This window comes from Sedimentitalea xiamensis (assembly GCF_030164465.1).
Classification (GTDB): Bacteria; Pseudomonadota; Alphaproteobacteria; order Rhodobacterales; family Rhodobacteraceae; genus Sedimentitalea; species Sedimentitalea xiamensis.
The window spans coordinates 156,177-181,212 of record NZ_JASNJE010000002.1; the positions used below are offsets into that span (position 1 = coordinate 156,177).

Below are 25,036 nucleotides of genomic sequence, written 5' to 3' on the forward strand. Positions count from 1 at the left end.
GGGCGAATAAAGAAGCACGTCCGAACCGGTCGAACGGATCTCTTCCACCCGCATGTGATCGGTGATCTCCGTGACAGCGATATAGCCGTCGGTCACGACGGTGATGTCGCCGTCGTTGTAGTTGACGCCCGGATTGTCGATTTCGGTCAGCGCCAGAACATTGATCAGCGGCTCGCCGGGCGTGGTGTTGGCGGCCTTGACGATGATGTCGCCATTTGCGCCCGATGGCGTGTAGGTGCCCGCGCCCGCCTGAAGACCCGCGAGGATGCGGTCCTTGGACGCGCGTTCAAGGCCGCGGAAATCGTAGGTCGTCACCGCAATCGGATTGCTGACCGGATCGTCGCCGAGGAAGCCTTCGATGGGACCGATATAGGCATTGCTGCCCGAATCCGGTTCAAAGAAGAATTCGAAATGGTTGGTTGGATCGGGGTTGACCGGCGCCGTCGCCGACGGGTTGTCGTCCCACTCGACGGTGATGCCAACGCGCCCGGCGGTGCTGGTCTGGTGCAGGCTTTGCTGCAACAGGATATCGACCGTGTTCCCCGCGGCGATGCGGTCCACGTTGACGATATATTCCCCTGCGAGAACACCCTCGCGCTTCAGGGCCCGCAGATCCAGGTCGATGTTGTCGTCGGCGTCGATGGTGATCGCTTCGACCGTGGTCAGCGAATGGCTGTTCGACAGGTTTCCGCTCGGAACCAGGTCGATGGCCGTGCCATCCGGCGTCAGCGACAGTTGCAGGCCGTCATCTGTGACCTGCACGTAGTAGTAGGCGTTGTTGGTCAGACCGATGGTCGGAGTGCTCGAGCTGTACTGGACCAGCTGACCATCGACGAACTTGCTGCTTTGCCCAGCGAATATCGTGTTGCTCAGCCCGCTCACCTGGCTGGTCGCAAAGGACAGGCTGTCCGGCAGGCCGGCGACGCTCACGAGATCGACGTTCAGGCGTTCGGAGTTCGATCCGACGTCGTTGGCGGCCTCGACGTTCAGGATATTCGTGATGATCAGCGCTTCCCTGCCGTCGGGCGACGTCGCGCCGCGATCCTTGCCGGACAGGATCGACCCCTTGCCGCCGCCACCGGTATTGATGATCGAGGTGGTGCCGATCGGGTTGTTGATCGTGCCGTCGATGATGACGTTGCTGTCGCCGGTGTTGATGATCTCGATCAGCGTCGGGGCGACTTCGGCATTGATCGTGAAGGTCAGCGGCGCGGTGCGGACCGGGTTCAGCCAGACAAGGGGTTTCTCGCCCGATTGCACGTCGATGTTGTTGATCTCGATGTCGCGATCGGACGCATTGGTGATCCGGACCCGCTCCAGGGTTTCGCGGAAGGTCCAGACGCCGTTGGAACCATCCATGCGGGCGGAATCGAAGGCGACATCCCCCGGACCGGGGTTGCCGATGTCATTGACGACGATCAGGTCGCTCTTGATCTGGCCGGAATCGAGCGTCGCATCCGTGCCCAGCGCGGTATCGTCAACGGTGACATTGATCGCCTTCTGGATATAACCGCGGCTATCGATGACCAGGTCGCGGATCACGTCCAGTTCCGGCGAACGGCCCGACAGGATCGTCACATCGCTGTCGAAATCGATATCTTCATCGAAATCGGATGCGGTATCTCCATGTTCGTCGGAACCGCCTGCGGCCAGCGACCGCTTCGAGTGGCGGGCGTTGTTGACGACCTCGAAATGGTTGCCGTTTGCGGTGGACACATAGAACGCCAGACGGAACTTGTTGTTGTCGAACTGGGCCAGTTCGGTGAATTCACCATCCGGGTTGGCCACGCCCGGCGTAGCCAGTTCGATGCGCGGTCCGGCAGTGACGTGGGCGTCATCGACACCTGTGACCAGACCGCGCAGATCCTGCTGAACCGTCGTGTCCGAACTGACATAGCCAAACAGGCCCGACGACCGCGAATAGGCCGAAGCCTTGGTTCTCACGTCGTCGAAGGACGTGATGAAATCGACCCCTCGGTAGCCGGTGACATCGGCATCCGCCTTCACGGTGACGACGTTGTGCGCCTGGTATTTGGCAACCGAATCCGCCGTGCCTTCGGAATAGAAACCGCCGCCGCGCGCATCGGAGTCGGCCCGGATGTTCGTGGACCAGTTCGCGTTGCTTGTCGGATCGCCGACGGTGGCGGTCAGGATCACTTCCTGGGCTTCGAGCTTGGCGTCCTCGCCGATCATCACATCGGCCCGTGCGCTGTCGGTCACGAACTCGGAATAGCCTTCGCCGTCACCGCCGAAACCGTTGCCGCGCGCTGTCGAGGTCGACTTGCCGCGCACGGCGCCAGAAGCTGCCAGCTTGGCCAGGTTGCCGACCAGGACCACCGCGTCATCACCGATCGCCGCATCGACGTTGTAATCCAGATTGATCCGGCTGTCCGCATCCGCCACGCCAACGAACCCACCGGTCTTGGAGGTCGCGGAACTGTCGGAATTCGCATCGGCGGCGGCGCTGATCCGCAGATCCCTGCCTGCGATCACCTGCGTATCGGCCCCGATCGTGGCGGCGCTGGTCAGGACCGTGTTGGTGCGGGAATCGACATTGCCGACCGCCACGAGCCCGCCCGAGCCGTTGGTGGTGCTGACGGTCTGGTGCACGTCCGCCAGGCTGTTGATCGTCACATCCAGCCCCGCGCGCACCAGATCGGCGTTGATCGCGGCGGTCGCGGTCGAGTTGGAGGTCAGGTCGGCCCGGTTCTTCTTGACGCCGATGATCGACCCGCTCGACCCCTTCGCCGTCGCCGACGAAATGCCGTCGCCGGACTGCGGCGCGAACAGGCTGAGCGGCACCCCGCCCGGCCCGAGCAGCGTTCCGCCGCTGGCAAAGCTCGTCAGGTCGATCCTGAGATCATGGGTTCCGGCCCCGGCGCTGATGTCTTCCGCGATGGCGCCAAGGCGGTGATTGGAAACCCCCGCCGCATTCGCCACGAGGTCGAGCCGCGCGCCGCCCGGTGTCAGGGACAGCCCGAACTCGGTGCTGCTGACGTAGTCGACGTAATAGGTCTGACCGTCGACCAGGTCGACAAGGCCACCATCCTGGTATTGCAGCGGCAGGTCGGCGAGCCGGATCAGCGAATGAATGTCCGAGTTGCCGGGATCGGTCGCGTTGCCCGGCTGGTCGTCGTTGCCACTGTTCAGGTCGTCGAACGGGAAGCCCTTGTTCGGCGTCAGCGAAATGATTTCCGTGTCGAACGTGTCGGAATCCGGGTTCAGCGCCTGAACGATGGCCCCGGAATGCGGACCGGCGGCCAGGCCGCCATCGGTTCGGCTCAACCGGATCGTGTCGCCGCTGATGTTGTCGATCGTCGCCGTTCCACCCAAGGGCAGGCCGAACAGTTCAATGGTCTGCCCGACGGTGAAATCGGAGACACCGGCCCAGGTTCCGCTGCCCAGCTCCAGCGTCACATAGTCTGTCGAGCTGACCGTTTCATAGCCGACCGTCATCGACTGTTCGACCCGGTTGAAATAGCTCAGATTGCCGGACAGCACGATCACATCGTCCGAAATGGTGCTGATCGTGTAGGTTCCGTTGTTCCCGTTGCTGCCGGATATGATGATATCTTCGCCGGCCTTGAACCCGTCGTCGATCCAGCTTCCGCCATCGTCGCGGATGATCCGGTCCGACGACCCGTTGTTGTCGTAATAGACGCTGACATTCTCGGCAAAGGCGCGCTTCAGCGCGATGGTGCTGTCGTTGATCTTCACCACGCGATAGAGCGTGTTGTCGTCAAGACCGCCGATCGGCGTTGCGCCCGGATCGGTGTATCCCGGCAGATCGTTGCCGTCATCGTCAATCGGATTCGTGGAATCGTCCACGAATTCAACGCGGTAAAGGACGATGTCATTGTCCTGCAAACCATGGTTGAACGGCTTGCCCTCGTTGGTCGACCCGTCGTTGATCGAGAAGCGGATATAGTCGTTATCCACCGTCGTCAGATCCAGGTAGCCGCCGGAGATCGTGCCGCTTTGATCGACATCGACCTGACGTTCGGTGAAGATCAGGGCCTCCGGCGCCTCGTAGGTCACGGCCTGATTGTCGGTGAATCCGTGGCTGAAGCCAAAGATGGTGTTGTTCTCGGTCGCGGAGGCATTGCCGATATCGTCGACGCTGGACGGAAGGAAGGATTTGTAGGCGCTTTCGGGATTGAGCGCGATGGCGAGGCTCGTGGTCAGCTTGATCGTCAGCGCGTCCACGACGATCACGTAGTACGGATCGGGATTGCTGCTGTCCAGGCCCGGCAGATCCGCGCCCGCCGAACGGTAGATGACCTTGTCACCCGAACGGAATCCGTGCTCGGACTCAAAGGTGATTTCCTCGGTCAGCGGATTGACCGTCGCCCCGTCGAATTCGGCGCCGAACGCGATGTTGTTGTCGTCGATGACGATCACCGCATATTCGCGGTTGAAATTCTCCGTAGTCGGATTGCCGTTTGAATCGAGGATATCTTCGGTCACGAAGGCATCCAGACCGCCGATGACGCCGCCGTCGTCGACATATTCGACAAGCTGCCCGCTTTCGAGCCCGTGCGCCACGACGTTGAGCGTATCGTCACCCGTGCTGATGCCATCGATCTCGAACGTGGGAACCACGCCCGTGCCCGGTGTCGCCGACGCGTCGAGCGCGACGGACCCTTCGGCATCGACAACGGCGCCGCTGTCGATAGTGGCCGAAACCACCGGTTCCAGACGTGCCACGGCGAAGGAACCGCCGACATCGACGCCCCCGCCCGAGGTGCCCTTCACGAACGCGTCGGCCTGCGGCTTGGCGCCGGCAGTGATCGAGATATCGCCGGAGCCGCCATTGTCGTCCGTCACGAGGATCGCGCTGTTGCCCGCGATATACCCGCTCGCCGCGACATAGGTGGAATCGAAGGTGAAATCGCTGTCATCGTCGCTCAGCGGATCCCAGTTGCTGCTGTTCTCCCTGGAATTGGCATAGGCCACGGCGCTGTTGGACGAGGCCGAAACCAGCCCGCCCGCCGCCGCGACTGTCTTTGCGTTGGCCGTATCGCTGGTTGTCGCGACGATGCCGATGCCGCCAACCTGGATCTTCGGCGTGGCATAGGTCATCGACGACGCCTTGATCCCGGCCTTGGACGATCCGTTCGCCTCGGCATAGGTGTCGGCCTCGCCGGCGCTGACGATGATGCCGACATTCAGGCTTTCGACATCGGAATCCGCGTTGTTGACGCCTTTCGCGGAAATGGTCAACGCCCCGTCCAGCGTCACCGTCGCATCGCCGCCCAGATAGCTGTCAAGCGTCGCCGACGCGATGGCGCGGGATTCAGTGAACTGGAATCCGAGCGCCGAAATCTTGCCGGCTTCGCTGAAGGCCTTGGACTTGCGGGCCGCCGGAACTTCGAAATTGTGCTGCGCGTTGATATCCAGCGTCGCCCCGCCGATGGTCGCGCCGCTGCCCACGAAGGCGGTCAGCGCCGGCGAAACCACGCTGGTCACTTCCATCGAACCGACGCCGGCCAATGAACCGGCCTTGGCCGATCCGGACGCATCCGCATTGCCGTCCGAGACCGCGTTGACCTTGATGTCGCCCGATACGGTCGTCGTCGCGTCGTCGCCGATCGACGCCTCGATGGTGGGGGTCACTTCGGCATAGGACACCGGGATCGTGATTTCGATCAGGCCACCACCCGCGGCTTCCGCTCTGGCCACCGCATCGGACACGGCAACGGCCTGCACGGTCACGTTCTGGCCACCCGTGATGTCGCCGTTCATGTTTGCCTTGACGCTGCCGCGCGATTTGGCGTTGGCGATGGAGGCCCCGGCCGCCACCGCGCCGATCGAGAAGGCAAAGGCCTCGGCTCCGGTGTAGAACGCGCCATGCGCATCGACCAGAACGTCGCCCGCGCCGGTGTCGATGTCGCCAAAGGTCGTATCATCCGCATCCGCCGCAACGATCGCTATGACATCGGTATTGTCCTCGGCGGTCGGCACCGACCCCTGCCCCGAGAACAATCCGCCACCGCCAGCACCGGTTTCGACAAACACGCCGCGGTTGCTGTCCTTGGTGATGCTGCCGTCATTCTGTCGCGTGTGGTTGTACAACGCGACCACGTCCAAGCCCTCGCTGTCGGATTTCAGGTTGTGGCCGACCCGCGCCCGGACGTCGGAGTTGAATATCGCCCGGCCCAGCGTGACACCCGCCGCGCCGACGCCGACAGTGACGCCGACGATATCCACATCGGCCTTGTGCGAGGCGCGCGACTGCACTTCGATCTGGCCATCCGAGTCGATGTCGACATTGTTGTCGATTTCGGCGTGAACCTTGGATTCATTGTCCACGAACACGAAGTTGAACGACCCGGCAAAGCCGCCCGCCGATCCCGCCGTCAGGTCGACATCGAAATCGATCGTGGAAAGCGCCTTGACGGATATATCGCCGACCTCGTGATCGACAATGATCGGATCCTGTCCCGGCAAGCCCGGCAGTTGAGTCGACAATCCGATATCGACATTCTTGCCGATCCGGGCATGGGTTTCGATCGTGTTCGCATTGTTGTCGTCGGCGCTGATCTTGCTGAACGCCACGCCAATCGCAGCCACGCCGACCTGGATGCCCACCGTGTTGGACTTGAAATCCTGATCCGTGACCGCGAGGACCGACAGACTCGATGCGTCACGAATGATCGAATTGTCGGAAACCTCGGCCAGCAGGGTGCTGTTGTCGTTGATCACCGTCACCGCACCGCCAAGCGCCGCGAGCCCGCCGGATCCGACAAAGGCGGTATAGTCGATATCCCGCTTGCCATAGCCGCCGACCGTAATGTCGCCCTGGGCACTGATCGTCCCGCCAAGCTTTGCCTGAACCTTGCTGGTGACGTTGAGCACGGTAACGGCTGCCCCGGCACTCGCCACCCCGACGGCGACCGCGCCGTCCAGAACCTTGACGGTGATTTCCTCGGACGCATCGACATTCACGTCATCGCCGGCATTGACCGTCACGCCGCCCTCGACAATCGCGTTGACCCCGCGCTGCGGACCCGCCGCCGCCGCCGTAAGGGCGCTGTTCATGTCAGAGCCGGAGAAACTGTTGTCATCCTCGCCCAATGTGACCGCGAGGCCGTCCAGCGACTTTGCCGCGCGATCATCGGCCGAATTCGCCTCGACGTCGGGACTGGAACTGGAATCGTCCAGGCTCGTGAGACCGGTGTTGATGTCGTCCGACGTGCCGTCGACCTCGCCCTGGGTGACGGAGGATGCGTTGTTGGAATCGCTGTCGTCCTCCAGCGCGTTCTGAGACGTGTTGGCATTGCTGCCGTCCGTGTTCTCGTTCTCGGAATTGTCATAGACCGCGCTGAAGTTCTCGCCGATCGACCAGACGTTGATCGACGCGGCGAGACCCACGACACCGCCCGCCCCGGCGATGGTGAACCCTTCGAGCTTGCGCTTGGCCAGCGCATTGACGCTGAGATCGGTCTTTGTGTTGAGAACCGTTCCGGTCCCGATCGACGCATTCACGTCATTCTTCATGGTGCCGAAGCTGACCGCGCCGGCAATCCCGGCGATACCGACGCCGACGCTGCCCGCCGCGTCGATCAGGCTGACATCGTTGGATGCGCCCACATAGACGCCCTGATCCTGGGTGTCCGCCGTCAGTGCGTTGCGGGTGTTGATCATGGCGTTCTCGCCGATGCGCGCGGTGGCATCGCTGTCGATCAGACTGACCGTCACCGCGCCGGCAACGCCGGCATAGATGCCGCCCGCGGCGGCGACGCCGATGTTCAGCAGGCTTTCGGTGCTGTCCGCCTGAACCACGAGACCGTGCGCCGTGCCGCGATTGAAACTGCCGTCATTCTGGTCCAGCCCGTCCAGAAGAACGTCATCCACGCCGTTGTCGCCGTTGCCGCCCGCGTCGATCTTGGCGTAATCGCCGATCTCGGCGGTCGTGTCCTTGTCAAACAGCATCACGCCGACACCCGCGCCGACCCCGCCTCCGCCGATGCCGACCGCCACCGCGCCCGACACCATCAGCATGGAACTGTCATCCTGCGCCTGAACGACGACATCGCCGCCGGCCTGGATGTCGGTGATATCGCTCGCCGAGCTGAAGATCTTGGCCGAGGTCACATCCGTGAGCTTGACGACGCTGACGCCGCCACCGACCGCGCCGGTGCCGCTGAGCGCGACACCGAAGGATACCACGACGAAATCCGCCTGCGACTTGGCGCGCACGACGACGTCATCGGACGCGTCGATGGTCGATCCCGCGCCGATCCAGGCCTTGGTGTTGAGATCCACGACCGACACATCGACGCCCGGCGAAGCCGCCGCGGTGCCGGCGAATGCCGCGCCGACGCCGACGCCGACATGGTTGAAATCCGACGCCGCGCCGACAATGACGGACTGTGCCCCCGTCGGCGTCCCCGCATGCTGGTTGATCGACGCCCCCGCGCCGACAAAGCTTGACGTGTCCGAATTGATGACATTCACGGCGGCCCCGACCGCGACGCCCACCGTGCCGCTGCCGGCACCGCTGATCGCGAAGGCTTCGATGTCATCCTTGGCGCTGGCCGTCACCGCGACGCCCTGGAAATTAGCGTTGGTCGCGGCACCGCTGACCCGCTTCTTCGTCAGCCCGTCGGCGCTGTTGGCGCCGGCATCGTCGGTGCCATCGCCATCGTAGTCGCTCTGTACCTGCCCCGTCACATCCGAATTCTGGCCTGTCCCGACTTCCAGATCGTCCTTTTTCGGCGCATTCGACCGCAAGGCGTCCTTGGTCGGCGCGGAGGCGGCGCTGGCCTCGAACGCAGTGCTGTCCATGGACGCGTCTTCGGTTTCGTAATGCGCTGTGTATTTGCCGGTGCGCGCCAGGAGTGCCTTGGTGCCGAGGCCGGTGACGCTGGAGTCTGCCCCGATGAAGGATTCCGTCACCTTGTTGACGACCGCGACACCGGCGGCAATGCCGACACCGGCGCTGCCGCCGATCGAGATGCCGCCGACGATCAGGTCGAGTTCCGTCTCGTCGACAGCTTCCACCCGGACCGATCCGTTCGCATGGATATCCGCCCCGGCGAGCGCGTCGTCGTAATCGTTGGGATCGTCATACAGCCGCGGGTCGTCGCCGATGAACGCCCGGGTCGTCAGGGTCAGGATGAACACATCCGCGGTCAGGTTGACCGAGGCGCTGGTGGAGGCCGACGCCGATGCCGAGACCGTGGAGATATCCTCGGTGCTCACCGCATCGACGGTGACGTTGCCGTCCACATCCGCCTCGACATCGTTGTCGATGAAGGCGGTGGTCGTCTTGGTCAGCGTGTGCACGTTCACGCCCGCCCCCACGCCCGCGCTGCCGGCCGAGGCCGCGACGGAACCGGCGATGGCCAGCATGTCCGTCACATCGGAGGCTTTCACCGCCACGTCCGGATCTTCGTCCGGATCCTGCGCCACTATGGTCGTGCCGCGGCCGATGGAGGCTTCGGTCGTCTCGGTCAGGACCGAAACGACGACGGAGCCGCCGACCGCCGCGCTGCCGGTGGATACGCCGGCCGCCGCCGCGATCAACGTGATGTCATCGCGCGACGCGGCGTTCACCTTCAGGCCGACGTTACCGCCGGTGATCAGCTTGGCATTGCCTTCGATGACAGCCCTCACGGTATCCTCGTGAACCAGCGTGGTGCTGGACACGCCCGCGCCCGCGCCGCCGAGGCTGAAGGCCACGCCGCCCGCGAGCATGAAGACATCGGCATCGCTTTCGGCAAGCACCGATACGTTGCCGCCGGCATCCAGAACAGTGTTGTTCGCGGCGAGGCTTCCGCCATTTCGCACGATGGCCTGGGTGTCGGTGAAGAACACGACGACCCCGATCGAGGCCGCCACCGCCGTCGCGCCGCCGCTGGCGCCGAAGGTCGCCGCGATTGACGTGACCGTGTCGTCGCTATCGGCCTTCACGATGATATTGCCGGACCCGGCGATCAGGTCGGCACGCGCGCCGACTTCGGCCAGCGTGTCGCGGGTGATGACGTTTACATCAAGACCGATCCCTACACCGCTGTTCCCAAGCGAAATTCCAAGTCCGCCCGCGCCGGTGAATATCTCGACCACATCAATGGCGCTGACGGTCACCGCATCTGCGGCGTCAAGCGTGGCATTGAACCCGATGGTCGCTTCCGTTTCCATCAGCACGACATTGACGTTGACCGATCCGCCCACCGCGGTGCCGCTGTTGCCCGCAGCCACGCCCGAGGCAAAGCTGGTGAATGGCAGGTTCACCGAGGTCAGCAGATCATCCGCATCCGTGCCTGAATCGCTGCCATCGTCCAGAAGCTGCAAGGTGTCCGATTTCGGAACCAGGGTCGCGTTGGAGGTGACGGACACGGACCCGCCGCCATTCGCGGTCAGGGAGGCGTTGCTCCCGATACGCGCTTTGGTGTCGAAGTTATTGAAAATATTGACAGCTATGGCCAGGCCGACGCCGGTTCCGCCCTTGAAGCTGAGTGCTGCGCCTCCGGCCAGGTTCTGCACCTCGTTGTAGGATTCCGCCTTGACGATCACGTCGCCCGAGGACCCTGTGAGCGCCGCGCCGTTGCCGACTCCCACGTCCGACTGGATATCGACATAGTTGACCGCGATACCACCCGCGATCGCGTTGTTGCCGGTGGCCGCACCCGCGAGCGCCTGCACCTGGAATGTATTCGGATCGTTGACATCCGGTGTGACCGCGCGCACTTCGACGCTGCTGCCCGACAGAACGACGCCGGTGTTCTCGATCACCACCTCGTTCTTCAAATCCGCGATGTTCACGCCGATGGCCGCCGAAACCGCGTTGGAATTGTTGGTCGCGACGGCCTTGGAATTGGCGATGGCGCGCGTGTCCACGGCCATATCCGCCGCGACCGTGACAGCGCCGGTTCCCGTCATCGAAACGCCGCTTTCGATGGTCGCCGTATTGTCGAGATCCAGGTAATTCACGACAACCGATGCCGCGACCTTCGTGCCGCCCTGGCCGCCTGTCGCCTTGCCGGACTGAGCCGTCGAGTTGCTGTCGGCCTGGTCCAGCGACCCGTCGGTGACGTTGGCGTCTCCGTTCGCGGTGGGCGTCGCCGAGCCGCCGGATTGATCCTTGGCGAAGTTCGAGTTTTCGGTGGTTTCCTGATCCGAAGTACCCCCGCTGCTGGACTGGCCTTCCGCACCCGCCAACGCCTCGGACGTCACGTTGACGTCGGACTCCGCGACGAGCATGACCGTGCCGGCGCCGGACACGTCGCGCCCCGCGAGAGCGTCCGTATCGACTTGCACGATATTCAGCGCCAGCGAAATGCCGATGCCGGTCTTGCCGCCGGACACCACCCCATCCGCCGTTGTCGTGACGGTGCCGTCATGTTCCGCCTTGACGCGAAAATCGCCGCCGCCGAGCCCGATCGCGCCATCGCCAACGGCCTGGCTACCGGTTGCGGCTTCCGTGTCGTTCTCGACATAGGCCACCGCCACTGCGCCGCCGACATTGGTCGCGGCAGAACCCTGCGAACCCGCCTTGGCGTCCGTGGTCACGGTGTCGTCGCTCTTGGCGTCGATGGCGAAGCCGTCGGTCGTTCCGGTTACCGACGCAGCGTCTTCGAAACGGGCGACCGTATCGTTCAGGGAAATCCCGAGCGCGATCGAGATGCCGGCGCTGAATCCGCCACTGGTTCCGGATTTCTTCTTGGCCTGCGACGTGCCTTCGGCCTTGGTCGTGTTCTCGGTATTGCTCGCGGCGTCCAGATCGACAGTCCCGCCGTTCAGCGTCAGGTCGGCATCGGCGCCGGCCACCATGTCCTGATCGGCGCCAAAGATCGCCTCGGTCTTCGTGTCCGCGAAACTGAGAGCGAAGGAACCGGCGACCCCCGTGCTGCCGCTGGACGCGCCGGACTTGGCCTCCGCCAGGTAGCTGTGTTTGTCGTCGCCCTGAAGCGATCGCATGGTCGAGGCCAGGGTCAGCCCGTCGGCCGTGATGATGCTGTCTTCACCGATGATTGCCCGGTTCGACATATGGGCGACGTTGACGGAAACCGCGATCCCAACGGCGGTGCCGCCGGCTTCGGACTTGGCGCTGCCGTCGGCCTTTGTGGTCGCCGTCTGGTTGGCGCTGGTCGTAACCGAAACGATGCCGGTTCCGGCATCATTCGCGTCATTGTCCGCAATGACCGTCAGCCCGTCCGCGATAGATGCAGAGGCCGTCAGATTGGCGACATTCACGCCGATGGCCGCGGCGACCGACACGGAATTTCCGTTCTTGTTGGCGCTCTTGGAACCGGTGAGGGTCTTGTCGCCCGTCGATGCGTTGGATTTGCTCTGGCCGACCGCCGTGGCGTCGTCCTTCTGCTGATCCGCCTGGGTGTTGGAGGTCTTTGTCTTGTCCGCGCCATCGGCAGAGGCAAAGACTTCCATGGTCGAAGAACCGTCCGCATCCGCATCAATCTTGACCGCGCCGTCCGCCGTGACGTTCCGCTCCAGCGACACGCTGCCCACGTCTTCGACATAAGCGACGCCGACGGTGAAACCGACCGCCGTTCCGGACCCCTGAACCCGGCTGTCCGCCTTCGCGACGCTCTTGCCCGAATGGTCGGCGGATGCGTCCAGCGTCCCGCCGATCGTCAGAGTCCCGCCGGTCCCGATGCGGGCGCGGGTCTCGCGGTTGACGACCGCGACGACAAGCGATCCCGCCCCTGTCGTGCCGCCGCCGGTCGCGCCGGATTTCGCGATGGTCTGCGTTTCGTGATCACCGAGCGCATCCAGCGTCAGATCGTTCGCGCCGGTCAGGATCGCGCCGTCGGCCAGTTCGGCCTCCGTATGCGTGTCTTCGACATTGATCGTGATCGACACTCCGACGCCCGTGGTGTTCGCGCCGCTGCTGGTCGCTCCTGCGGCGACGGCGTCGGTCACGGCATCCGCAGTATCTGCGGCGCCATCGCGCGTTGGCGCAGCGGACTTGGATTCCGCATCCAGCAGAACGTCGCCATCGCCGGTGATATCCGTGTCAGACCCCGTCTCGAGCGCTGCCCGCGTGTCCAGGTCGGTGATCGACAACGCGAAGGATCCCGCGACGCCGGTGTCGGCAGTGCCGGACACGCCCGACAGCGCCGACGCGCCCGAACCGTGGGTGGTGTCGCCGCTCACATCGCGCATCTTGGCCGACAGGGTGATCCCGTCGCCGCCAAGGTTCAGGTCGGCCCCGGTGGCGACGGTCGCCGTGTTGGTCATTGCCCCGACATTGATCGCGACCGCGATCCCGACACCGGTCCCGTTGCCCGCCGACGCGGTGCCGTCGGCGACGGCGTCGGCCTCCATGTTGTTGGTGGACTCGAGCGTCACGCCGGTCGCGTCGATGGTGACGTCTTCGACCTCGGTGACGGCCGTGGCGCTGGTGACATTCAGCGACAGCGCCGCCGCGACGCTGACGTTTCCGCCGCCGCTGCCGGTCGCCGTCGTATCCTTGCCGCCCTTCTTGCTGTTCAGATTGGTGCCGCTCTTGGTGCCGGCAAAGTTTTCCTGGTCGCCTGCCTGCGAATCCGCGTTCTTGCCGTCCTTGTCGGCCTCTTCTCCCTCGGCTGTCGCCACGGACTGGGCGACGGAAGAACCGGCATTGTCCGCCTTCAGCGTGACGGTGCCGCCGCTGTCGAGGTCGCGCCGCGCCTTGGACGTTGCCCGGTTGTCCACGAAAGCCAGGGCGATCCCCGCGCCGATCGCCGTCGCCCCGCCCGACACGTCGCCCCCTGCGAGCGTCAGGCTGCTGCCGGTATTGTCGGCAGCGGAAGAGATATTGCCCGTCGTAACCAGCTTGCCGCTGGTTCCGAGGTCGGCCGTGGTGGTGTTTTCGACGATGGCCACGGCAATCGCGCCGCCGACGGTCGTGCCGTTGCCGGACCCCGATCCGCTGGTCCCGGCCTTGGCCGTGGTCGCGTCGGTGTGGTTGCCCGTCGCCATGAGCGACAGCACCGCAAGACCCGATTCCGCGGCCCCGGCATAGTCGGCATCGTCAAGCGCATCTCCGACGATTTCCGCGCGCGTGGTGTTGACGCCCTTGTACAGAACGAAGGCCGCGCCGATCCCGAGACTGGCGGACCCGCCCATGGTGTCTTCGTTCGGTGTCGCGCTCGACGTGACGTTGGTCGTACTGCTGGCGACCAGCGACAGGTTCGCACCGTTGAACTCGATCAGGGCACCGTCCAGAACCAGCGATTCCACGTCGGTCGTGACGAAATGCAGGATCAGGGTCCCGGCGATGCTGGTCTTGCTCGGATTTCCGGCCCCGGACACTGTGGTGATGCTGTAGCCGCCGGAACCATCCAGTGTCGCGGTCGCGGTCACTCTGGACGTGTTGTAGGACGTGGTGCCGCCGAGATGGGTTGAAACATCGGCATCGACGACGCCGATCCCCACCGCAATGCCGACACCGGTCGCGGTTTCGCCGGTATTGATGCCGCTGGCCGACGCCGTGATCGTATCGGTCTGCAAAGCGGTCAGGCTGACGCTGCCCGCCCCCTGGGTGGAAATTCCACCCCCGGTATCGACCAGGACAGAGGTTTCGGGCAGATAGATCGACACGACAACGGCCCCGGCAAAGGAAATGTCGCCGCCCGAGGATTCCGCCTTGTCGGAAGTGGCGCCGTCCTTGTTGGGATCGTTCAGCCGCTTCTCGGATTCGTTGGTTCCGCCCGCGCTGGCATCCGCGCCGCCCGCAGTCGAGGTTGCCGTCGTCGCCAGCGTGCTTGTCGTTGTCGCCGCGAGCGCCACCGTCGTCGGCATGGTCGTGCCCCCGATGGAGGCGTCATCCCTGACCGCGACCGAGGTCTCCACATCGGCCGCCGTCACTGCGACCGTCGCCCCCGCGGTTCCGCCGGAACCGTCGGCAGTGGTGGTCGTATTCAGGGTCGTGGTCGCATGCATGTCGACCGTAGACGCCGCATCTACCGTGCTCGCCCCGAAAACGCCGATCGTTGAATCGGTGAACAGTGTGGTCAATGCCACCGCGGCATCGATATCGACATCCTCGTCCGGCGCTCCGTCCGCGGTGTCCTCGCCGGTCACATTCACCGTGACAGTTGTGTCCAGATCCACCGATCCGGCGGCGGTCAACACTGCGGCGGTCAACGTGTCGCCGAGCGTTCCCAAAGTGATGGCTGCCGTGGGCAGCCCGACGATGACGGATCCGCCAATCGGTCCCAGGCTGAACGAGGTCGCCGCCACATCGACAAGCGCCGTGGCCGACATCACGATATCGCCGACGGTCGAGATCACGTCGCCCAGAATATCGATGGTGGCTGCCGGAGCCGCCAGAATGAACCCGTCGACCGGCCCGGTAGGGATCAGCCCGTTGCCCTCGGCATCGGCGTTGAAACCGATCGAGCCGCCGGTGACCGACCCGGTATCCGCGACGGTGATCGTCTCGGCATTGACGGTGATCGCGCCGGTCGTGATCAGGGTGCCGTCGAAGACGACCTGATCCAGACCATCGGTGCCGCCGGCACCATCGTCGCCGTTGACCGTCAGATCCGCACCGAGCAGGTCGATGGACCCCTCGAAGGTCAGAAGGTCGCCCGCGAGGAACTGGTTCAGGTCGATGCCGGCGATTTCCGGCACATTCGGCAGAAGATCCGCAAAGACCGTCCCCTGATCGTTCTTCAGGTTGATGACGATGCTGTCGGCGGGAAGGTCAAAGGTGACTTTCTCGAAGGTCGTCGTCGCCTCGTTGTTGGCGACCTCGATCTGGCCGCCGATCTGGCGCACCACCGCGTTGTCGGAGACATCTGAAAGATCCACGACCACGTTCGGGCCGGAATTGACGAGCGTCACCGGCTCGAGTCCGGAAAAGACAAGGGCCTCGCCATCGACCACGACTTCGCCCGAGGTCGGGCCGGTCGCGATATATTCCACCGTGTCCGCGCCAAGCGTGTCCATGTGCAAGGTGTCAAAACCCCGGTCGCCGCCATCGACGCCGCCGTCCAGCCCCGAACCTGCGGCGACGTTGAACGTGTCGTCGGTGTCCGCCGCGCCTTCGAGCGTTTCGACGGCTTCAAACCGCAGCCCCTTCACATGACCCGCGTTCTGACCGTCCACATACCACTGGGTATCCTCTGCCGGTCCCGCGACGGAATCCGCCCCCAGGCCGCCGTCGAACAGGATCGACACGCCGGCCGGGAAATCGCCCGACACGTCCAGCGTCAGACGGTCCGCCCCATCCGTTCCGATGATCCGCAGGTCGGTCGTATCGGCCAGGGCCTTTTCATCGACCAGCTGCCCGGTTTCGTCGTCGTAGATCTTGAAGGCCAGCGCCGTCGCGTCGAACTCCAGCGTCCAGCTGTCGCCGCCACTGCCGTCAAGGTCGGACATCGGGATGAGATCGGCCGAAAGCAGGTAGCGCGGCTCAAGTGATTCGATCTTGACGGCCGATATCTTGACTGGCACACGCCCTTCCCGAACGTCCCGGAAGGTCCGAAGGAACCGGTGTCGTGATTCGGCCGAGAACCAGGAGCGCCGCGATCTCGCAAAGTTCACGTCGCGTTGATCGATCTTTTTTGCACCGACGGAAAACGCCTTGCTTCCAAATGGGAAAGCCATGGTCCAGACCCTTTTTCTATCACTTTCATAGCCTTGAGAACGGTTCGGCATGAAAATGAACGACAACCGGAACCCGTGACAAACGCTTGAAATCGGACGGCGCGATCACGGGCTTTTCGTATGCTGTGACGAGTAGATCACATGCGATGATTCATTTGCAGTCTTGACACGGCCATCGCAGAAAATTCTTTTTATTCTGGTTCCTTACTGGATTGCTCTGACAATCCGGCGGCGGCGCGGTTGAGGCGAGATTCGCACCCAGGCGGCGTGTCACATCGCGTCGAAAGTGAGCGTGCAACGGTGCCCGGCAGGAAGCTGACGATCCGGATTCGGTAATTCAAGAAACACCGAGAAGGTCGCGCTGGCCGCGTCGAAGACGCTGGCAATCGAGGTGACTTTCGCGGTGAAACTGCCCTGCAACGGCTCTGCCGGATGCACCGAGGCCAAGTCTCCGACCGCGATCCCGGTGTATTTCTCGACAGGCAGGAAAGCTTCGATCTTCAGCGGATCATGCTTGACGATCGTCAGAAGATGATCGTCGGTCCCGACGTATTCGCCGGGCACCAGATCACGTGAATCCACGACGCCGTCCGCCGGGCTTCGAATGGTGCGTTGTTCCAGCGCGATTTCCGCCCGCTGCAATTCCTTCTCCGCGATTTCACGGTTGAGTTCGGCCTGGAAAAGCAGACTGCGCGCCGCAATGCGTTCGGCTTCCACCTGATCGTAGGCTTCGATCGTGGTGACGCCCCTTTCGCGCAGTTGCTTGATACGCTCGAACCGTTTTTCCACCATGGCGAGCTGTTCCGCCTGGGCGTCGATCACCGCGGTGGAATTCGCGCGGGTGCGAAGCAGGTCGACAGTGCTCTGTTCGACGGCAGAGTTGAGACGCGCGACCACCTGCCCCCTGGTGACGATGTCGCCGCGGTCCACCAGCACCTCGTCGAGCAGCCCGGCGACCGCGCTTCCCAGTTCGATCACCTCCGCCGGGTCCATGAGGCAGTCGTATCCCTCGCCGGCCGATGGCGACGCGGCCAGTGCCGCAATGCAGATCGCAACTGCGCGTTTCATTCCATCCCTCCCGCGAATGACAGTAGCTGGTTCAACCGCCGGTCCTGGCGGACGAGATCCTTGCGCGCACGCGCATGCACCTTTTCGGCCCGCTTCTGCGCCCGGTCGAAAAGCCGGAGCCGCACCCAGACCGAAATATAGGGAACGCGCGCGACCGCCTTTGCCACCGGGGCCTCGATGACATCCAGCAGCGCGTCTTCCATCGACAGGACGGTCGACACCGATCCGGGTTCCCCGCGCCGCGCACAGCGCCCCGCCAACTGTCGGTCGATGCGGCCCGCATCGTGCCGTTCGGTCAGGATGACGTGAAGCCCGCCCGCCCCGACCACTTTTTCGTCAAGCGCGATATCGACGCCGCGCCCGGCCATGTTCGTGGCGACGGTGACACGGCCTGCGCCCCCGGCTTGGGCAATGATCCTCGAACTTTCAGCGACGGTTTCGGCGTTGAGCACCTCATGGGCGATACCGGCCGCTTCCAATGCGGTCGAAACCTCGCGGGACGCGGCGACTGACCGCGTTCCGATCAGAACGGGCCGCCCGAGCGCAATCTCCCGCTGCGTTTCCCGCACCACGAACCGCCATTTCCGAGCAGTGGTGCGAAAGATCCGCGTACGCCGGAACCGAAGGCGCGATTTCTTGTGCGGCGGAATTCTGACCGTGTGCAACCCGAAGACGGATTGCAGTTCGCCCGAAACCTCCCGCGCGGTTCCCGTCATACCGGCGAGCCGGAGATACCTGCGAAAGAACCGCTGGTAGGTCATTCGCGCCATCACCAGATTCTGGCCCGTGATCTCGACCTTTTCCTTGGCTTCCACCAATTGATGCAGCCCGTCGGACCAGGACCGGTCCGGTTGCAGGCGTCCGGTGTATTCGTCGATGATCTGCACCTTGCCGTCGTTGACCAGATAATGCTCGCCGTTCTTGAAGATATAGAGCACCGATAGCGCCTGGCTGGTCACTTCCTCGCGGCGGATCGGGCTTTCCCAGATGCCCGGACGTCCCGCCGCGAGTCGGCCGATGGAATCCCGGCCCGCATCGGTCAGCTTGAGCCTGCGTTCGTCGCCGATGACGATGAAATCCTTGCCGCGTTCCAGGGACCGCGCGATGTCGAGCGCCACGCTGGTCCAAGCCGCCTCCGCCTCCGGGTCGCTGCGCCGCGAAATGATCAGCGGCGTGCGTGCTTCATCGACCAGAACGCTGTCGGCTTCGTCGACGATCGCATAGGAAAGCCCGCGCATGACCGGGTTGTCCGATGCCGCAGGTTGCGTGACGCGCCGCAGCTTTGCCCGCGTGCCGCGCGGACCTTCCCGGCCGAAGGTGATCCGGTCGCGCAGGTAGTCAAAGGCGATTTCCGTGTTGGACGCATAGACGATATCCGACCGATAGACCTGGCGTCGGTCCTCCGGCGACATGTCTTCGAGGATGACGCCGGTGCGCAGGCCAAGCCGTTCATAGATCGGGCCCAGGTTCTCCGCGTCGCGTTCCGCCAGATAGTTGTTCACGGTGATGACATGGGTCGGAATCCCGGCCAATGCGGCCGTCGCCGCCGCGAGGGCGGCGGTGATCGTCTTGCCTTCGCCAGTGTCCATCTCGATCAGCGCCCCGCGAAGCATCGCGAGCGCGCCCCGGATCTGGACGTCGCGGTGGCGCAGCCCCAGTTCCCGGAACGTGGTTTCACGGGCCAGGGCAATCCCGCGCCAGAGCGACCGGGACGACAGGACGTCCCGTCGCAAGGCGACCCGCGCCCGCAGAATCTCGGCATCGAAATCCGCATCGTTCAGGTCCGTCAGATTTCGCGCCTGCCGGTGGATCCGTCTCAGGTCGAACCGGAAGCGCACCGGCGCGACGGCGGCCAGCGCGGGCTGGGCGAGCGCGCGCAAGGCGGTCTCGCCCAGTTCATCCAGCCAATGAGCATCCCTGTCCGCGCGTTCCGGATAGAACCGGACCTGCGGCGGCGCAAATCCTGCGACCATCGGCGTGGAAGACATTCCGCTCAGGTGCTTTCAGCTTCCAGCGTTTCCGCATCCGGCGTCTCGCCGCCGGCCTCGGGCGCCGCGTCTCCGGACTCCTTTCCGGCGAACTGCGCCAGCATCGCCTGGAAATGACGGGTGGAATGAAGATGCAGAAAGGTGCATTCCAGTTCGTCGGTGTCAAACATCTGGCGCAGCGTTTCATCATCGATTCCGCGCAGCTTTTCGCGATCGACCGACATGAACCCGGACAGCGACCGGCGGGCGCCGTCGGCCAGGTTGAACTGCGCCTGCATCGGCTGAAGCAGCCCCAGATCCAGGAGCCGCTTGCAATAGGCTTCGGTTCTGCGGAACTGTCCCTGGTATTCCTGCAGGAAGCGCAGGATATTCTGCAGGTAGATCGTCTGTTTTCCGTCGCTGTCAAAAAGCCGCTCGCCGCTGCCGTCGCGGTTGCAGCCCGAATAGTTCTCGTCGATGTTCAGAATGAAATTGTTGTTTGCCTTGTCGGTGGAAAAAACGAAAGGATACCGCCGCACGAACGCCGGGATGTATGTTCCGGCCTTCCACGCGCCGTCTTCGTCCACGAAGAAGTTTTCCTGATCCTTGACCCCCAGAATGACCGCCGGCATGACGCGCTCTTCGGTGCCGGCGAAAACGATCGGATAGTGACCCGCTGCGGCGGCGAATTCGATCGCGGTAAGCGGCACCGAATTCACCTTCGATGCGAAGCCGTAGCCGTCCGTGCCTCGAACGCTGAGATCGCCATGCGCGGACACCGTGACCGGGCGCGCATTCTTGTAAAAGAGCAGTTGGGTTGTCATGAATATTTCCCTTTCCTGTTTGATCGTTCTTGAAGCCTAGATGCCCGCATCCAGCGATGAGAAGTATTTCAGAAAGACGCGCACCCCGGCGCGGTAGATCTGGGCGGCAAGCGGCGTTTCCCCATGATTGAACCGCACATACGCGCGCTCGCCATACACGGCCAACTGTGGTGCGTTTTCCAGCGCCAGATCAAGCAGAAGAACGGGTTCGAGCGCCAGGATCTGATCGCGCGGCACAGCCGGGTCGAGCGCATAGCGCCCCCCCCCTTCGGTCGCCAGGGCGCGCGATGGCAAGGCATGTGTCAGGCCGGGCAGCGTGCGTGAAACCCTTGCCTGATGGATGGTGTCGGGATCCGACGACAGGCGCACGTCGAGCGCGCGGGTCGATGAGCGCACGAGATCGGCCTGCGCCTCGGCGACGGCGACGCGGACGACCGGATCCTCGAATTCGGCCACGATGGCCAGAAGCTCGCCGCGATTTGCAAAGCGGCCCGGAAGATCCGCCGCGACCGGAAGGATCACCTGCCCGTCGGCCGGAGCCCGGACGACCATCTCGTCCATCCGTTGCAGGATCAGGTCCCGATCCGCTTCGGACGCCTTGAGCTCTTCCTCCATGATCCGGACCGCTGTCTGATCGTAGAGGTCCTGCGCCGCGATCCGTCTTTCGATTTCCTTGATCCGCGAGCCGGCCAGTTTCAATTGCGCCGACACAAGCGGATCGACCAGCTGGATCAGTGGCGTGCCGGCGCGCACCCGCTGTCCTTCCGACACCAGAACCGCGTCCACGATGCCGTCTGCTTTGGCATTCGCATAGGCGTCCGACCGGGGCATGACGATGCCCTCGGCGACGGTGTTGTAGGGAACCGGAACCACCAGCAGCAGGATCGCCAGCCCGGCCAGGGCGATCCCGGTGGCGCCGATCGCCCGTCCGCGCCTGCGGCGCAGCGTCGGGCTGGTAAAGAGGAACCAGATGCCCTTGAGCACCGGAAGGACAAGCATCAGGAACAGCGCCCAGATCGCCAGCAGGATGCCGACGACGAAGAAGCGCGTCGCGACCAGCCCGATGATCGCCGCGGTTATGACAAGGCGATAGGCATAGGCGGCAATGGCGTAAAAGACGAACCACCCGCGTTCCCGCCGCGCCGTCACCGGGTTTTCCGCATAGGCGGTCCCGAAGACATAGCGCTGGACGAGATAGCCCAGATACTTGTTGGCCCTCTGGGCCAGATTGGGAATTTCGATGATGTCACAAAGCACGTAATAACCATCGAACCGCAACAGCGGGTTGCCGTTGAAGAGAAGCGTGGAAACCCCGCCGATCAGCATGACGTTGAAGGCGAAGGCGCGGATCAGACCTTCTTCGGCGCCGGCCCAGACGATCATCGCCACCGCCGCCAGGAACATCTCGACGAGGATTCCCGCAGCCCCCACCAGGGCGCGGTGCCATTTGTTCTGAAACGCGATGCTCGACGAGGCGTCGACATAGGGAACCGGCATGAACACCAGGAACATGATGCCGATCTCGTGGACTTCTCCGTCCCATCGCTTGATGGCGTAGGAATGGCCGAGTTCGTGAAACCCCTTGATCACGGGATAGGCGATCAGCAGCAGGACCAGGTTGTCCGCCGACAGGATCCGATCCGCCGCGTTTTCCATCAGCGGTTCGAAGTTCAATGCCGCGAGCACGACGGCATAGCCGGTGACACAGAAAAACATCAGCCAGCCGAACCACGAGAACAGCGGGCGCACGATCGGCATCGTGGCGGTCAGGAACCCGTCCGGATCCAGGATCGGAACACGCAGGGCGAGCGGGTTCAGGATGCTCTTGACGATCTTGCTGCGCCGCGTGCGACGCCCGCGATCCGACAGTTCGACGATGTCTGGCGGCACGTCCCCCGTCAGGACGTCGGCGGAGTAGAGCTGCCCGACCAGCCGGACGAGTTCGTCCTGCGTCACCGCGTCGATGTCCATGGTCCTGACGGCGTCTTCCCAGATGTCATCGAGCGTGCGGGTGCCGTCCATCATGGCGATCAGCCGATAGGCTTCGGGGCGGAACCGGTGAAACCGGCCCGAGGCGCGGTCCTGCAGAACATACCAGACGTCGCCCCGGTAGAGATGCCGGTGAATGCGTGCATGTGCCCGCAAACGCGGCCGGAAATCGGAGACGCGATACCAGGAGGCGCTGGTCCAGTTGCGGTTGCCGCTCATGGCTGCCATGCCCACAGCCTAAGCCGGAACCAATCGACGAGGTCATGCACCAGAACCCAGCCCAGGCGGCGCTCTTCGATCGTCGTCCGCGAAATCCCTTCCATTCCGGGCCGCAGCTTGTCGATATCCCCGAGCAGTTTCGCCTCGACCCGGAAGAAGTTCCTGCCGTCGCCCTGGCGGGCCAGCGGGGTGATCAGGTTCACCTCGTAATCCAGCGGCCGTTCGGGAAAGGCCGACAGGCGCAGCGTCCCGGTCTGGCCCGGTTCTATTGCGCGAATGTCGCCCTCGCCGATTTCCAGCACAACGCGAAAACCGTCCAGCGGCGCGATCCGGAACAGTGTCTGGCCCCGTTCGATCGACGCGCCCACGGATTGCGACAGGTCGCCTTCGACCACATAGCCCGCGAAGGGCGCGGTGATCCGGGTCCGGGCGAGCTGTTCGTCGATCAGCAGGATCTGCGCTTCGGCCTGCTCGATCTGCGCACGGATGATATTGGCCTCCGCGGGGTCCCGCCCGGCGATGGCCCGCGACAGTTCCCGGCGGCGCTGGCTCAGCGCGGTGCCAAGCCGCAAACGTTCGAGCGACAGGTCCTTTTCGTCCAGCACGGCCAGCACCTGGTCCTGGTCCACCAGATCGCCCGCCCTGGCCCGTTGCGTCGCCAGATACCCGTTGAAGGGGGCGACCACGCTGCGCTGGATCGTTCCCTCGAGCCGGGCCGGGGCGCTGACCGAATAATCGACGGTCGTGTACCACAGGGTCGCGGCAACGGCGCCGGCGACGAGGGTGGACAGCTTCAGACCGAAATGCGACGGCCCCAGAAGGGCCTTGGCATATCGCAGGCCGGTCGCCGCGATCTTGTGCGGCAGCCACCGGTCCGCAAGCCGCCGGTCTTCGATGATCGGGCCGGCGATGCTGGCGACGCCATCCGCCACTTCTATGTCGCGCGGCGAAAAGGGAAGATCTTCGCGCCGTTCGAAAGTCAGCGCGCCGATGATGTCGTCATTGGACACGAGCGGTATTGTCAGGACATGACCCACGTCGTGGGATTTCGCCAGATCGCCGTGGGCGATGGACACGCGGAATTCCCAGTCTTCCGGCGCCGGCCACAGGATGACGGCCTCCTGATCCGTGGCCTCGACCATCGCATGCGCGACTTCCCGGATCAGACTGGCCCGCCGTCCGAAACTGGCCGCGCTCGACACCGCCTGGACCTTGATGCCGCGCCGCTTCCGCAGCCCGAGACTGACCGCTTCACAGTCGAGCCTGCGGGCCAGTTCCGTCACCAGAGCAGAGGCCGCTTCTTGCAGGTGCGGCTGCTCAAGCAAGGTCGCCAACATGTCGAAAGCCACGGTGACGCGTTCACGCAAGTCGCCGTCCTTGGCCTCCTGTTCCCGACGCAGCAGGATCTCGATCCAGCTCGCGCCCCACTGGATACGCCGGAACAGGGTGGACGTGGGAACGCCCGACTTCGGCACATGGACGGCGATCGCCCCGAACAATCCATCCAGGGCGATGATCGGGCAGGCCAGGATGCGCTGGTCGGTGTCCTCGCCGAAAACGACGCTTTGCCGCGTGCGCACCGCTTCGGCCGCGGCCCTTGTCAGACTTTCATCGACGGCGAGACCGGCGGGCCAGTTGGCCACCGGCTCAAACGGCCCGGCGTCCAGGGTTTCGGTCGCGACCAGCAGTCCCGTCGCCATGCCATCGACCTGGCGCATCAACAGGCCGAGCCAGGACTCCAGGTATTCGCCGACGGACTCCGCGCCCTGAAAGCGGGACCAGATCGTCTGGTCCAGAATCGCGTAGGAAATCTCCGCCCCGTTTTCGCGTTCTTCAAGGCTGCTTGTCTGACGGATGTCACTCAATATCGGATACCCTCACCAAAGAACGTGTCCGAACCGGATGACGGCGTCCCATCGCCTGCGGATTGTTCCATGACGACCTTTCCGAGCCCGGCCCTGTTTCTCCGCCTCACCGGCGAAGAAACGGCTTGCAAAGCGCGAGACCCGCACAACACGAATCGTGAGCAGTGTTGCAGCGCCCACCCGTTTTGCCAAGCGGCACAAGAACATGATATCCGCCTGCCCGTCATTCGCCCCCTTTCACCCGGCTGGAAATCCGATCCGCAAACTCGTGCGGTGGACCCCGTCGCCATCGCGACAGTCCACGGGGTCGACAGCCCTGCATCGAATGCTTCCTTCGATGTCGCGGCAAGATCGGTCGATGGTCGTGGAAGGTTCGGTTCCACCGTCGGCCAGATCCGTCGCACGGGTCAGTCACAGCCGCCGACAGCCCGGAACCGGGTTTCGCCGCCGTTCCACGAGACCCCGCGTCTTGTTTTGATTCTGACGAAGAATGACAGCCTCTGATTGATTTTTATCAATTGGATTCGCCAGGAATGGCGTC

7 protein-coding genes (1 of these 7 running past the window's edge) are annotated in these 25,036 nt (G+C 63.9%); 1 reads left to right on the forward strand and 6 read right to left on the reverse strand.

Features of this window, described 5'->3' with window-relative positions; all coding sequences use genetic code 11:
* The 6 genes from QO034_RS02550 to QO034_RS02575 form a co-directional block, all read right to left on the reverse strand.
* Window positions 1-16,410, reverse strand: the 5' portion of a protein-coding gene (locus tag QO034_RS02550) for a matrixin family metalloprotease (RefSeq protein ID WP_284483935.1). 12,459 nt of this gene lie to the left of the window's left edge; the window shows 16,410 of its 28,869 coding nt (coding positions 1-16,410); the start codon lies at window positions 16,408-16,410; its stop codon lies off the left edge, out of view.
* A 423-nt stretch (window positions 16,411-16,833) separates the two neighbouring features.
* Window positions 16,834-17,631, reverse strand: a complete 798-nt coding sequence (locus QO034_RS02555; RefSeq protein ID WP_284483936.1) for an efflux RND transporter periplasmic adaptor subunit — start codon at window positions 17,629-17,631, stop codon at window positions 16,834-16,836.
* Complete coding sequence (locus QO034_RS02560) at window positions 17,628-19,619, reverse strand: preprotein translocase subunit SecA (RefSeq protein WP_284483937.1); 1,992 nt, start codon at window positions 19,617-19,619, stop codon at window positions 17,628-17,630. The genes QO034_RS02555 and QO034_RS02560 overlap by 4 nt, the downstream gene beginning before the upstream one ends.
* A 5-nt stretch (window positions 19,620-19,624) precedes the next feature.
* Complete coding sequence (locus tag QO034_RS02565) at window positions 19,625-20,422, reverse strand: SapC family protein (protein WP_284483938.1); 798 nt, start codon at window positions 20,420-20,422, stop codon at window positions 19,625-19,627.
* A 36-nt stretch (window positions 20,423-20,458) separates the two neighbouring features.
* A complete protein-coding gene (locus QO034_RS02570) occupies window positions 20,459-22,639 on the reverse strand; it encodes an efflux RND transporter periplasmic adaptor subunit (protein ID WP_284483939.1) in 2,181 nt (726 codons plus the stop codon).
* A complete protein-coding gene (locus tag QO034_RS02575; protein ID WP_284483940.1) occupies window positions 22,627-24,495 on the reverse strand; it encodes an HlyD family efflux transporter periplasmic adaptor subunit in 1,869 nt (622 codons plus the stop codon). The genes QO034_RS02570 and QO034_RS02575 overlap by 13 nt, the downstream gene beginning before the upstream one ends.
* Before the next feature lie 69 nt (window positions 24,496-24,564).
* On the opposite strand from QO034_RS02575, the gene QO034_RS02580 reads away from it, so the two are divergent.
* Window positions 24,565-24,999, forward strand: coding sequence for a hypothetical protein (locus QO034_RS02580; protein ID WP_284483941.1), 435 nt, complete (start codon window positions 24,565-24,567; stop codon window positions 24,997-24,999).
* The last annotated feature ends 37 nt before the right edge of the window (window positions 25,000-25,036 follow it).